11 protein-coding genes are annotated in these 13,479 nt (G+C 59.3%); 2 read left to right on the plus strand and 9 right to left on the minus strand.

The genetic code is table 11. From position 1 onward, the window contains the following. Nucleotides 1-21: 21 nt before the first annotated feature. The 3 genes from ACGYLY_RS21510 to ACGYLY_RS21520 are packed head-to-tail and all read right to left on the minus strand — an operon-like array spanning nucleotide 22 to nucleotide 2,981. Nucleotides 22-816 (minus strand): ATP-binding cassette domain-containing protein, encoded by a 795-nt coding sequence (locus tag ACGYLY_RS21510; protein ID WP_231187937.1) that lies wholly within the window; start codon nucleotides 814-816, stop codon nucleotides 22-24. A 2-nt stretch (nucleotides 817-818) separates the two neighbouring features. After that, nucleotides 819-1,829: an ABC transporter permease gene (locus ACGYLY_RS21515; protein WP_395284503.1), complete on the minus strand. Its 1,011-nt coding sequence runs from the start codon at nucleotides 1,827-1,829 to the stop codon at nucleotides 819-821. A gap of 15 nt (nucleotides 1,830-1,844) precedes the next feature. Next, the gene (locus ACGYLY_RS21520) at nucleotides 1,845-2,981 is read right to left on the minus strand and encodes a sugar ABC transporter substrate-binding protein (protein WP_395284502.1); all 1,137 of its coding nucleotides are present in this window, start codon (nucleotides 2,979-2,981) and stop codon (nucleotides 1,845-1,847) included. 199 nt (nucleotides 2,982-3,180) lie between these two features. Here ACGYLY_RS21520 and ACGYLY_RS21525 point away from each other — a divergent pair, with 199 nt between their 5' ends. Beyond that, nucleotides 3,181-4,179 (plus strand): LLM class flavin-dependent oxidoreductase, encoded by a 999-nt coding sequence (locus ACGYLY_RS21525; RefSeq protein ID WP_395284501.1) that lies wholly within the window; start codon nucleotides 3,181-3,183, stop codon nucleotides 4,177-4,179. Here ACGYLY_RS21525 and ACGYLY_RS21530 read toward each other — a convergent pair. The 4 genes from ACGYLY_RS21530 to ACGYLY_RS21545 all read right to left on the minus strand — a co-directional run bounded on the left by ACGYLY_RS21530 (nucleotide 4,176) and on the right by ACGYLY_RS21545 (nucleotide 8,859). Then, nucleotides 4,176-4,907, minus strand: coding sequence for a fumarylacetoacetate hydrolase family protein (locus tag ACGYLY_RS21530; RefSeq protein WP_395284500.1), 732 nt, complete (start codon nucleotides 4,905-4,907; stop codon nucleotides 4,176-4,178). The two genes, ACGYLY_RS21525 and ACGYLY_RS21530, sit on opposite strands and share 4 nt — an antisense overlap. 49 nt (nucleotides 4,908-4,956) lie before the next feature. Beyond that, the gene (locus ACGYLY_RS21535) at nucleotides 4,957-5,820 is read right to left on the minus strand and encodes an amidohydrolase family protein (RefSeq protein WP_395284499.1); all 864 of its coding nucleotides are present in this window, start codon (nucleotides 5,818-5,820) and stop codon (nucleotides 4,957-4,959) included. A 2-nt stretch (nucleotides 5,821-5,822) separates the two neighbouring features. Next, nucleotides 5,823-6,917, minus strand: a complete 1,095-nt coding sequence (locus ACGYLY_RS21540) for a Gfo/Idh/MocA family protein (protein WP_395284498.1) — start codon at nucleotides 6,915-6,917, stop codon at nucleotides 5,823-5,825. 1,177 nt (nucleotides 6,918-8,094) lie between these two features. Further along, the gene (locus ACGYLY_RS21545) at nucleotides 8,095-8,859 is read right to left on the minus strand and encodes an IclR family transcriptional regulator (protein WP_395284497.1); all 765 of its coding nucleotides are present in this window, start codon (nucleotides 8,857-8,859) and stop codon (nucleotides 8,095-8,097) included. Between the two features lie 154 nt (nucleotides 8,860-9,013). Between ACGYLY_RS21545 and dgoD the strand changes: the two genes are divergently transcribed. Then, nucleotides 9,014-10,192: a galactonate dehydratase gene (dgoD, locus tag ACGYLY_RS21550; RefSeq protein ID WP_231187954.1), complete on the plus strand. Its 1,179-nt coding sequence runs from the start codon at nucleotides 9,014-9,016 to the stop codon at nucleotides 10,190-10,192. Between the two features lie 82 nt (nucleotides 10,193-10,274). On the opposite strand, the gene ACGYLY_RS21555 is transcribed toward dgoD, so the two are convergent. Together ACGYLY_RS21555 and ACGYLY_RS21560 are read right to left on the minus strand one after the other, a co-directional pair. Continuing rightward, nucleotides 10,275-11,045, minus strand: a complete 771-nt coding sequence (locus ACGYLY_RS21555) for an HpcH/HpaI aldolase/citrate lyase family protein (RefSeq protein WP_395284496.1) — start codon at nucleotides 11,043-11,045, stop codon at nucleotides 10,275-10,277. A 1,069-nt stretch (nucleotides 11,046-12,114) separates the two neighbouring features. After that, a complete protein-coding gene (locus ACGYLY_RS21560; protein ID WP_395284495.1) occupies nucleotides 12,115-13,467 on the minus strand; it encodes a DUF362 domain-containing protein in 1,353 nt (450 codons plus the stop codon). Between the last annotated feature and the right edge of the window lie 12 nt (nucleotides 13,468-13,479).

Genomic DNA, 13,479 nt, shown 5'->3' on the forward strand with positions numbered 1-13,479 from the left:
CGAGCGTGGTCCGTTCAGTACTCATGAGCCACCCGATGCCGTCCCCGCTATCATCAGTTCGGTCAACGTTTCGACGTCGGTTTCGGTTGCGGACGCGACTTCGGCGAGTTCTCCCTGATAGAGGACCGCGACCCGGTCGGCGTACTCCATGACCGTCTCCAAACTGTGACTGACGACGATGATGGTGTGCCCCTCCCGCTTCAATCGTTCGATAGTCTCGTAGACGAGGTCGGTGGCATCCACGGAGAGCGCACTCGTCGGTTCGTCGAGGATGATGACGTCGGGGTCGAACGCGAGCGCTCGCCCCACCGCGACGAGTTGGCGCTGGCCGCCCGAGAGGAATTCGACCTCCGTTTCAGGGTCGATGTCGCGCCCGAGCAGGTCGGACATGATGTGGTCGGCGCGTTCGTACGTCTCCTCCCAATCGATGATGCTGAACGGTCCGACGCCCCGCTTCGGGAACTGACCCATGAAGATGTTGGTGGCGACGTCGAGGTCGTTCATCAACGCCAAATCCTGATATACCGTTTCGATACCCGTCTCTCGGGCGTCGTTCGGACTGGAAAAGTGAACCGGCTCGTTCTCGAAGTACAGCTGTCCGGACGTCGGTTCGTGGACGCCACACAGCACGTTCATCATCGTCGACTTTCCGGCACCGTTGTCGCCGACGAGCGCGAATATCTGATCCTCGTATATTTCGAGGTCGATGTTTTCGAGCGCGACGATACGCCCGAACCGCTTCTCCACGTCCTCCAGTCGCATCTTCACGTCCGATTCCGTCCCGGTTCGAGTCGATTCGTTGGGTTGCGTTGTCATGGTTATGCGCTCGCCGCGAGGATGCGGTTTCGAATGCTCTCTTGGGTGTTGTACAGCAGGATGGCGATCAGCAGCACGAAGCCGTTGACGACTTGAACTTGCGTCGCCGGAACGCCGCTGATGTTCAGGGCGGCCTGAATCACGCCGAGGAGGAGGACGCCGCCGAGCGCGCCCGATATCTTCCCTCGACCGCCGAACAAGCTTATCCCCCCGATGACCGCCGCCGCGAACGCGGGAAACACCTGTCCCTCACCGATGAGCGGCGGAACGACGCCCGTGTATCCGGTGCTCATCAACCCGGCGAGTCCGGCGAGAACGCCGCTTATCGCGTAGACGGTGATGGTGACGCGGTCGGTGTTGACCCCGACGGCGCGCGCCGAGTCCTTGTCGCTGCCGAGCGCGTACACCTCCTGTCCGAACTCGGAATACTTCATCGCGTAGCCGACGACGACGAACGCGACGATGGTGATCAGGATGGCGAGGTTGGGAATCGAACCGGGCACCAAATATCCCTGCGGAACGGGAACCGGTTGGGTGTTGAGCGCGGTTTTCGCGCCCTCCAGGATGATGAGCGTCGAGAGCGTCTGGAGGAACGGGTTGATACCGAGTTTGCTGATCATCGCGCCGTTGAACACGCCGATGAGGCCCCCGACGACGAGGATGATGACGAATCCGAGCGCCGGACTGCCGATGACGCCCCAGCAACTCGGACAGTTCCCGAGCAACATGCCGGTGAGCATCGCCGAGAACCCCATTATCGCCCCGACCGAGAGGTCGAAGTGTCCGGAGAGGAGGCAGATGCTCTCGCCGAGGACGAGCAGTCCGATGGGCACCGCCTGCCACAGGATCAACTGCACCGAGACGATGTTCCGAAACGTGTTCGGAACGAGCACCGCAACGAAAGCGACGACGACGAGGAGGATCGGCCAGATCATGTACTCGAGGAGCGCGAGGACGAAATCCTCCGAGTCGTCGGCGAACCGTCCGAGGAAACCGTTGGTGGACGTACTCATGTGTTCACCATTCGTTTATCCCCAGATGTTACCCCAGAGGTAGGGTTTATCCGCGTTCTCCTGCGTGATGACGATGCTGTTCGTCTGGAACCACGGGTGGTCGTTCTGCGTTTTGATTTTGGCCGGGCTCCAGATGGCCTTCTTCCACAGTTTCACGCCCTTGTGCTTGTGCGGCTTGATGCTGAGGTCGCTCTTCGAGACCTGATTTCCGGCCTTCGGTATCGCGTCGTCGCCGTTCTCGATGTACTGGCGCATGTATTCGATGGCGATGGGCATGTAGAAGTAGTTCGGTTGGTCCACCGCGGCGTCGATGTAGCCCTTCTTGACGAGCGGGTTGACCTGCGGGCTTCCGTCCATTTGCGTGAGGACAATGTGACCGTCCTCTCCCTTCTTTTTCAACTTCCCGACCTGCTCGACGGCCGTCTTCACGCCGAGACCCATCGAGAGGTTTGCGGAGTAGATGCCGTCGACGTCCCCGTTCGAGTTGAGCCACTGGCTCACCTTGCTCTTTGCCTTGTCCTGTGCGAACTCGGCGTTTATCGTGTCCGCGACTTCGATCTTGTCGTTCTTCTTCACTGCGTCGAGGAAGCCCTGACTGCGCTGGTTCGCGGACTGGTTTCCCTGCGGACCGCGGACGTTCAGCACGCGCCACGTGTCCTTGTCGGATTTTTGTTCCTCCAGTGCCTTTATCATCTGTTCGCCGGATTTCTTTCCGCCGGCGGCGTTGCTGAATCCGACGTACAGTTTCGCCTTCGAACTCGCGGTGTCGGCGTTGGCCGTGAAGACCGGAACGCCCTGCTTCTCCGCGAAATCGATGGCCGATTTGACGGCACCGGTCGACCACACGCTCGCGATGATGCCGTCGTAGTCTTGATTAGCGAATTGACGGATGTCGGACGCCTGCTTTTGAGCACTCTGTTGGTTCGGAACGATATCGACTTCGATTCCCTGATCCTTACAGTAAAACTCGGCGGCTTCCTTGAAGGCGGTGATCCACGAACCGCCGCGAACGTACATCGAAATGCCGATTTTGTTCAGTTCGCTGCTCTTGGGACCGCTACTGGTGCTGAAAAAGTCCGAACAGCCGGCGAGCGCGGTAAGCGAGGCGGCGCCGGAACCCGCAATGTATCGTCTTCTGGTAACGGATGGCATTATTACCATGTTGAAGGTGTGCATTATAACTTTAATCATAAATATATTGTCACCTGATGTCATCATGCGGTACTATATCGCTCCGGATACCGAGAAAACCGCCGGAGGAAACCGAAACCCGAAAACATTCATGATCGATGATTGATGTATTTTGCGTTCCGACCGAACACTTAACGGGGTACGACGAACCGTTCTACTCATGCAATTCGACTGGATGGTACAGTGTTACGCCGGTGCAGGTATCCACCGGGACGCACCGCTCTACGAGGCCCTCGACCGCGACTCGATACACGCCGGGGCCGACATGGCGGTCGAATCCGGCCTCGAAGGTCTCTGGGCACCCGATCACTTCATGCTCGGCCCCCGGAAAGAGGAGTTCGAGGTGTGGACGCTGCTGAGCGCGCTCGCCGAGCGAACCGACGACGTCGAACTCGGCCCGCTCGTCGGTTCGATCACGTATCGAAATCCCGCACTGCTGGCGAAGATGGCGACGACCGTCGACATCCTCTCCGACGGCCGTCTCCGACTCGGACTCGGCGCAGGGTGGCACGAGGAAGAACACGCCGCCTATGGCTTCGATTTTCCGGACGTCAATACGCGAATCGACATGCTGGAGGAGACAATATGCGTCCTTCAAACGATGTTCACCGAGGACGCCCCGACCTTCCAGGGGGACCATTACGACATCGAGAACGCGTACAACGAACCCAAACCGGTACAGGAGCCGTATCCGCCGCTCGTCGTCGGAGGCGCAGGGCCGCGGATGCTGCGCCTCGCCGCGAGGTACGCCGACGAGTGGAACGTCGAAATCAGCGCCCGCGCCCGCGGAAAACCCATCGAGTTCAAAGTTCGAAAGTTCGACGAGTACCTCCGCGAGGAGGGACGCAACCCGGAAGACGTCGAACGGTCGTGGCTCGCCCACGTCCTCGTCCGTGAGGACGAAGACGAACTGCGGGAGTACTGCGACCGAATCTTCCCGCTTCCGTGGGGGGAGGAGTCGGATATGGACGACGAGCTGTCCGATGCGACGGACGCGCGGGAAAAAGGGGACTTCCTCATCGGAACCCCGGCGGAGGTGGCCGAGCAGATCGAGGCGATTCGAGACCTCGGGTTCCACAAACTTCAGTTGCTGTTTCTCGACTTCCCCGAGACGAAGGGAATGGAACTGTTCGGCGACGAGGTGATACCGCGATTTTAGTCCGTCCTGACCCCGTGTTCGAGGGTTCCGACGCCCTCGATTTCGACTTCGACACGGTCCCCGTCGGAGAGCGGGCCGACGCCCGCCGGCGTTCCCGTGATGATGACGTCACCCTGTTCGAGCGTCATGTACGCCGTGATTTCCTCGATTATCTCCGGCACCGAGAAGATGAACTCCGAGCGGGACGATCGCTGTTTGACCTCCCCGTTCAACCGCAGTTCGACCGCCGCGTCGTCCGGCACCTCGTCCGGCGGGGCGATCACCGGACCGATGGGCGCGGACCCGTCGAACGCCTTTCCGCGAATCCAGTTCTGTTCGACCATCTGGTCGTCGCGGTTCGAGATGTCGTTGACGCAGGTGTATCCCTCGATGACCGAGTCCGCGTCCTCGGCGGCGACGTTTCGACACTGCTTCCCGATGACGACGCCGAGTTCGGCCTCGTATTCGACCTGTTCTTTTCCCGCCGGTAGCGTGACCGTATCGCCGTGTCCGGCCACCGAGTTCGGCGGTTTGAGGAACAACAGCGGGCGTTCCGGGATGTCCATCCCGGACTCCGCCGCATGGTCCGCGTAGTTGAGTCCGACGCAGACGATTTTACTCGGCTCCGTCGGCGGGAGAATATCTATCTCGTCGGGGTCGTAGGTGCTGTCGCCGAAGACGATACCGTCGTTCGTCCACGAACCGTTTCGGACGGAACCTGCCGGGTCACGAAATCTAACGTGAGACATGTCTTCAGCATTCCGACGGACGCTCAAAGCTGTTTTCGTTGCGGCAGGGTCACGCGTCGAAGCGTTCGGTGAAGGTCCGCTCCCTGAGATAGCGCTGGTCTCGGGGCGAGAGGAACCGCGCCTCCCCGACCCAGTCGAGACACTGTGAATACGTCGCCCAATCGTCCATCCACGGATAGTCGGATCCGAGCATCAAGCGGTCGGCCTCGAACCACTCGACGAGGTTTCGGACGTAGTCCCAGAGGTCACGATACGGCCATCCCTCGCCCGACGAACGGGGAAGCGAACTCACCTTCACGAACACGTTATCGTGCGTCGCGAGCTCGCTGAAATCGCTCCACGGTGCCGCGTCCGGGTTCGTCGTCTCGTCCGGCCACGCCATGTGGTCCACGACGAACGTGACGTCGGTGTGGGTGTCCGCCAGTTTCGCGACGGATCCCAGTTGCTGTGCCTTCGGAAACACGAACACGCATGCGTCGAGCGCCGCGAGTTCCTCCCACGCTGGAGTGAGCGAGTCGTCGAGAATCCAGTCGCCGGTGCGGTCGAGTTTCGTCGGCGCGTCGTCGTACTCCAACGCGGCGTGCATCCGAACGCCGAGCATGCGGTCGTGGTCGAGAACCGTCCGGAGACGGTCCCGAACGTCGTCGGCGAAGAAGTCCACGAGGCCGACGCCGTAGAGACGGTCGGGGTGTGCCGCGATGGCTTCGAGGGTGTACGCGTTCGCGTTCCGCCCCCTGCCGTACAGCGGCGTGGTGACGACGACGCTCTCGTCGACACCCTCCCGATTCATGTCCGTGATGAGGTCCTCGTGCGTATAGGGTCCCGACCACCCCGGCGGGAGGATGGATTCGTACCACGGGTGTGCCTCCGAGTCCGCTCCCCACGCGTGGACGTGCGTATCGATTCGTCGCATCGTTACCACGACGTGATTCGCACGTCCTTGAGCGGCGTGTCGAGCGGCAGGTCGACGTGGCTTCCCGTGTAGTCCGAGATGTAGAAACTGACGATGATTTCGAGGGACCGCGTCGCGTCGGTCCCCGGGGAGTGGTTCTCGGCGTCACCGTTCAACAGGTTCACGATGTGGTCGGCGGCGTTCGGAAACGCCTGCCTGTAGTCTTCCTCCCACGACCACGCACCCGAAACGCCGGGAATCGGTCGTTCGACGTGGGTGCCGTCTTCGAGACTCCAGTATCGCCACTCGCCGTCGTCGTTATTGAGGTACAGTTTTCCCTCCGTCCCGACGAACTGGAGGCACATCGAGGAGATTTCGCGGGCGACGGTACAGTCGACGGTGGCGAAGGTGCCGTCGTCGAGAAGCACGTGGCCGCCGCCGCCGGAGTCGGTCACCTCCTGCGTCCCACCGAGCGCGTCGACGGCGTCGTTCTCCCCGTTGATGTAGCCGCTGACCGTCGTCGCTCTGGCGTCGAGCAGGAACACCAGAAGGTCGAGCAGGTGGGTAGAGTTGCGCATCAGTTCGCGTCGGAAATCGGCGGATATCGATTTGGTCTCCCCAACGATGCCGTCATCGATGGCGCGTCGGAGGTTCCGAATATTCTCGGTGAACCGGAAGGAGTGATTGACGACGAGTTCGGTCCCGGTTCTCTCACAGATCGCGGTCATCTCCTCGGCCTCGGCAACGCTCGCGGCGATCGGTTTTTCACACCAGATGACGGCCGGATCGGCGGCGGAGTTCGCCGCCGCGACGACGTGGTCCCGATGGAGGTACGATGGGGTACAGACGGAGATTACGTCCAAATCCTCGGTTGCGAGCATCTCTTCGTGTCCCACGTAGCGCCGTGCTTCGGGAACGTCCCACGCGTCGCCGAACCGTTCGAGTTTCTCCTCGTTCACGTCGGCGATCGCGACGAGTTCGACCTCGTCGGTTTCGTTGTAGCCGCCGGCGTGACTCGCTCGGAACTTCTTCCGACCGATGTCCGCTTCGTCGTGCATCCCGAGGATGCCCATTCCCGCGATACCGCCAGTGCCGATGATACCGGCTCTGTAAACCATGGTATTACACCTCACCCGGACTACTTTATTGATTTGTCGGTCTACACCGGATGAAGCGTACGGACCGAGATGTAGGCTCGCCATTCACGAGATATTTTTGAAGATTTTCAATCTTTGTAGTGAAAAAATTGTTCTGCATTAGAGAATACAAGCGACAAATTTTGTTGATAAAAGGCGTAATCCGCGGAAAATAGGCGTGATCCAAAGGATGAGTTCTGTATATCAGAACACCCATTCGCGGGAAATCGCCGACTATCGTAACTCCGGGGCCCGTCACCGTTCTGTATTTGAAAAAATCCGTAATTCATCGTTGATCGCTGTAGATTTATCGTTCGTACGAGTTTAGTACGTGTGTTTCACTGTTCGTTGAAATTCATCGTGAACGTGCCAGCTTTCCCGATATGCCGTCCATCCGACACAGATGGCGTTACAGACCGAAACGGTATCAGCGAGACCCCCGATACGGTGGATTCCGGGACACCATTCGATAGTATCGGGCAGTTCCGTCGGTCGGTTCCCGTATCTCAGCGAGTACCACCTCCGGCCGCACTCACATCGAGATACCGACGGGACGTTTGCGCAGTATACAACGAGACGGAACGGGCGGGCGGAGAGGCGGTACGTTCCGAGACGTTTTCAGCGGTACACGCCCTCTTCATCCAACGCGTGAAAGTCGGCGTTTTATCCGCGGTAATCGATCACCGACGGAGGTATTCGGGACGCGGGCCTCCACGGCAAACACGTCAAGAATACATCATTTCCTGGGTCCTTACCCCGGCCCAATTACAGACGTAGTGATGTAACGGGACGTCCACTATCGAGACGAGCGTAGTAGGTCATCGTCCGGATTCTCACTCGACCGTTATGTGGGAACGGACGGGATAGACACCCCCCTTGCACCATTTGGTTCTGATATCGAGAACACACCTGTTGCCAGTTGCGGGATTCCCGTGGGAGACAGAGGTTGTCGGTCCCGAATACCACCTGACTGCCCATGGAGGAACGCCTCTCACAGGGAGAAGGGGTCTCACGTCGAGTTGAGCGGACGGAATGGCGTCCGCTCGGTGGCGGGGGGCCACCGACTTTCGAGACGGAATCGCGATGTCCGATGGTGGCGTCGACCGGTTTCCGTTCGATGATTCACGCCGAAGGTGCACAGCGGTTCGGCTCCCGTTCGTCACATATGTCGCATGTTCACCTCGATGACGTTCGCCGTTCCGAGGATCTTCTTCGGAAACGTTTCCTCGAAGCGTTCCCCCTGCATCCTATTCTTCGGTGCGGAAATACTGACCGAACCGGCGACGGTTCCAGAGTCGGTCGTCACCGGTGCCGCGACGCAACGAATCCCGTTGAGTCGCTCCTCGTCGTCCGTCGCGTACCCCCGTTCCCGAATCACGTCCAATTCCGCTTCGAGAGCCTCTCTGTTCCCGATGGAGTGCTCCGTAATGCGGGGAAGACCGTGTCGTGAGAGGATGCTCTCGAGTCGAGATTCGTCCATGAACGCTAATATCGCCTTTCCCATCGCGGTCGTATGTAGATACACCCGCATCCCTTCGTACGTATCGATTTTGATCGCCTCCTTTCCCTTCTGTTTCATCAGAAAGACGCCCATCCCGTTTTCCTCGATCATCAAATTGGCGTGCTCTCCCGTTTCGCTGGCCAAGTTCTGTAACTCTGCTTCGGACACCTGAAAGATACGCGAATGGCTTCGTGCATAGCCACCCAATTCGAGGAACTGGGTTCCGATTCGGTACGTCCCGTCGTCGTTCAGCACATAGCCGAGCGCAACGAGGGTTTGGAGGTGATCGTGTACCGTGCTCGTCGGCATTTCGAAGACGTCTACGACCTCGCTCAACGTCGCACCTCCCTTCTCTTTGAGATGTTCGACGATTTCGAACGATATCGCGGTCGAGTTGATTTTTGCGTCCGGTTCGGTGTTCATACTCTACCCAGTTCCCGATCCACCAAATATTTTTCCGATAGTATCGGATAGTGGTGGACGTGAAACGTCGTTCGAACGACCCTCCCCGCGGAGGTGTTCCACGATATCCATCCGAAAGATAAGTATTATTACGACCTTAGTTAAACAGATAACTATGTCGGAGTTGCACATCACCGACGTGGAAACGTATGTCGTCGCCAATCCGTGGAAACCTTGGGTGTTCGTCCAGTTAGAGACGAACCAAGGAATCCAAGGACTCGCCGAGGCGACGACGCACGACAAACCCGAGACCATCGCCGCCGCCATCGAAGAGATGAGCGATTTCTTCATCGGGGAGGATCCCTTCGAAACCGAGCGACTGTGGCTGGAGATGTACCGCGACGAGTGGTTCTCCAAAAACGTCGTCAATACGACCGTCTGTTCGGCCATCGACATGGCGTGTTGGGACATCAAAGGAAAGGTACTCGACCGCCCGGTGTACGAACTCCTCGGAGGAAACGTCCACGGCGACAAAATACGGGCCTACGCGAACGGGTGGTATACCGAGACGACCGACGACACCGCGACGTGGCAGGAAGCCGCAGAACAGGTCGTCGATGACGGCTACGACGCGATGAAGTTCGACCCGTTCGGAAAGTCGTGGCAGCGTATGGACCGCGAGACGTTCAACCTCGCCGTCGACATCGTCGGCGCGGTACGGGAAGCCGTCGGTCCCGACGTGGACCTCCTCATCGAAGGTCACGGTCGGTTCACGGCCGGGCAAGCCGTCGAAGTCGCGAACGCTCTCTCGGAGTTCCATCCGACGTGGTTCGAAGAGCCGTGCCCCCCGGACTCCATCAACAGCCTCGGAAAGGTGGCGGCGAAGTCGCCGATTCCCATCGCGACGGGCGAGCGGCTGATGACGAAGTACGAGTTTCGCGACCTGCTGGCGAACACGGACGTTGACATCGTCCAGCCGGACATCATGAACACCGGCGGCATCACGGAGGCGAAGAAGATCGCCGCGCAGGCCGAGGCCGAACACGTCAGCTTCGCACCGCACAACCCGCAAGGACCGGTCGCGACGGCGATTTCGGCCCACGTGGACGCCGCGGTCCCGAACTTCATGATACAGGAAGTCTTCCAGACGTACGACGTCGAGTGGGTCAACGACCTGCTCGTCGATCCCGTCGTCGTCGAGGACGGTCACATCGAGATTCCACAGCGTCCCGGCCTCGGCGTCGAACTCGATATGGACGTCGTCGAAGAGCACGCGTACTCGGGCGCGAAAGACGAGGTGCACACGATAAACCTGTTCGAGAAGGACTGGGAAACCCGGTCGTTGGTCGACTAACCCCTCTCGACCATCCGACGACAGCTATTCATCTTTCACGTGGTTGCTCTACCAGCAGTCGCTCCGGATTACGGGAGGGCCGTCAGTCCGTTTGCGGGAGGTCGACATCGTCGACGAGGCCGTCCAGGTACTTGGTGAAGAGGGCCACCTCGACGCCGAGGGTGATGTACTGGACGCCGGCGTCGATCCATTTGTTCGCGATCTCCGCGTCGTCGGCGAACGCACCGACGACGGTCTCCGTGTCGGCCGCCCGCTCACAGACGCGTTCCATGAGCGCTTCGACCCGGTCGTCCGTTACCTGCCCCGGAATCCCGAGCGACTGCGAGAGGTCGTACGGTCCGAGGAAAACGACGTCGATACCGTCGACGTCCAGTATCTCGTCGATGTTCTCGACGCCCCGCTCACCCTCGACTTGGATGACCAACAGGGTCTCCTCGTTCCGGTCATCCGTGTACGTCTCGCTACCGACGTAGTCCCCGGCACGGACGTACTTCGAGAGTCCACGACTCCCGAGCGGGTCGAAACGGGCCGCCTCGACGGCCGCTTCGGCGTCAGCACGCGTTTCTATCTGTGGCACCTGGACGCCGGCGGCCCCGATATCGAGCGCACGTTGTATCTCGGCCTCCTCGTTGTTGCGAACGCGGACGATGGGTGCGACGTCCCTGTTTTGCGCGGCAGTCGAGAGTTTCAGCGTCGTCTCCGCCGTCAACGGCCCGTGCTCCTGGTCGTATATGACGAAATCCATCCCCGCGATGCCGATCATCTCCGAAACCATCGTCGAATCGAGCAGTTGGAACGTACCGACCGAAAACTCCCCATCGAGCAGTCCGTGTCGTATCGAGCGTTCAGACATATCGTTTGACTCTCTATCAACTGCAATAAACATTCCGGACGATTAAGCGGGCGTCCCCTTCGGGAAGGGTTCGACGGTGAATAGCCCCGTTTCGATACTATCGGAACGATCGTGGAGAGTGACCCTTCGGCGGAGATGCCGCCCGAAGAGCGGAGTATCGACTGCGACTCATTCGGTCAGTGGCGGATACGAGGACGAAAAATGTAGTCCGTTCACCCCGCAGTCGGTCGACGATGTTACTAACGCTGGAACAACCATCGGGAGAATTCGTCCGCTAGTACCGGAATCATCGCTCCGTCATCGTCGTCACTACTCCGTTGGGGGTACTCGTTACATCACTACCATTGTAATGAATTCGCGGTCTTCGGCGATCGATGTGTCGAAGAAGGAGGTTTTCGGAAGGGAGACAGCGAAATCGGAGGTACCGGTATGCATTCGATCAGCCCTCATCGAGTCGACAACCGTCTCCAGGGAGCACCATTCATCATCGCTCGTCCATCCCGCTTTTGGACCGTATCGGTTCCGCCCGAGTATCAGCCCGTCCCGCTCGACGCGATCAGCAGGGTGAAACCGATCGGTGGGACGACATGACGTCTGTGATCATACCGTTCTGTCTGTAAGAACCACCTCTATTCATCACGGGGGTTTTTCCCCTGTTTGACGCCGGGGTTGGACTTCGAGTGGGCAGTTCCCGTCGAGATCGTTCGTTCGATGGATCCGAAACCGTGCTACGACGGACGTTTTCTTCCGAGGATCTTATTCCCTATTTAAGAACGCAGACCCATATCATTTTATAAATTTATGCTACATCGAAGAGCGGATAATATAAATTCATGTTCTGAATATTATTCCCCATGTTTGTTAATATTCGTCGGGTATGTATTCCAACAGTACACGTTTGTCGGATGTTATCTCTATCACGGTTCAGTTGAGATGCGTGTATTTCACCGAGAGACCGGTTCAACGGCACGATTTATCCTCGGAACGTTTCTTCCGTTGTCGAATATCTTCCGATATCGTTCTGAAAGACGGAATGAGCCAGCACAGTGACTCGAACACCGCGACACCATCAGGGACCAGTAGTTTCGACCACGTTCTCGACGAACTGACCGTCCTCGAAATCGATGGGCTCCGGTTCGAAGGCGACACGCAAGTCATCGCGTTCTCGGGCTTCCGCTATCAGCGAGGGGGACGCCGCAAAGCGACCGAGTCGCATCGTATCGCGGATACGAACGACACGCGCGTCTTCGGGGGGTGTGACGCCGATGGTCGAAAGACAGGCGAGGAGGCCTGCTCGGTCCGTCTCGACGGCCGGAGGGATGCGGACACCTCGGGGTGCCGATGCCGTGAGGCCGTTCACGAGCGTGTCGGGAAGGTTTATCGACTCGAAGAGGTCGGCGTGAATGAAATCGGCGGACCCCAGACCAGTCGCGTTGCCGTGTGAGGGCTCGGTAAGCCCTCGGACGAAGATCCGTTCGATGTTCGGCGTCTCCGGGGCGGGTTCGGGGCCGAACACGAGTCGTCCGATGACGTTCGTATCCATTCCGGATCCGGAAACGTCCTTTCCCATCCGGTCCACGATGAGGACGTCCACTTCGTCGAACGGAATCGTCGGAAGACGGTCGTACGCTTCCTCAAGCAGTTCAGCTTCTCGGTCGAGAAACCCTTCAGGAGGGACACCCTCGATGGTGGCGGTATCGTCGTGTTCGTCCTCGACGATGGCCACCCCACCGACGACTGGAAGCTCCTCGACGAGCAGGGATGCGATTTCGGGGATCATGTTTCTGAAACTCCAGTCCATCGCCCACTCGTGGGCCGTCTTCGCTCCCCGTTGTTTCCCCATGCCGATGACGAGCATCTTCGAGAGACCGCTCTCGACGTCGCCCTGAAAGTCGGTGTGCGGTTTCACGCGGTTGATTGGGACGATGGCGTCCGCCGCGGCGGCGTTCGCGTCGGCGTGAACTTCGACGCCGCGGTCGGGGGTCTCTCCGACGACCGTCGTGTCCATCGTCGCACGAATCTCGCAGTCGATAGCGTCATCGGTGACGCCGAGTGACGCCAGCATCTCGCGTTGGCCGTCGGCGGTGGCCCCGCCGTGGCTTCCCATCGCGGGGAACACGAAGGGTTCGTACCCGCGTTCGCGGAGTTCGGCGACGACGCTGCGAACGATGGCGGGGATGTTCGCGATGCCACGACTTCCCGTCCCGACGGCCACTTCGCCGCCATCGGGGACGTCCGCGAGGTCGAACGAGTCTACCGCCGCCGCCGCAACGTCCGCGATTCGGTCCTCCGGAATCGGGTCCGTCTTCCACAGCTGCTCGATAACGCCGAGTTCAGGGAGCGATCGTTCACCGCAAGCGTCCAGAATAATCCCCTCGGGAACCGGACGGGGCCCATAATTGAAATTATCTTTCGTGTTCATATATTCGTACTA

The organism is Haladaptatus sp. CMAA 1909, from assembly GCF_043952005.1.
Lineage (GTDB): Archaea > Halobacteriota > Halobacteria > Halobacteriales > Haladaptataceae > Haladaptatus.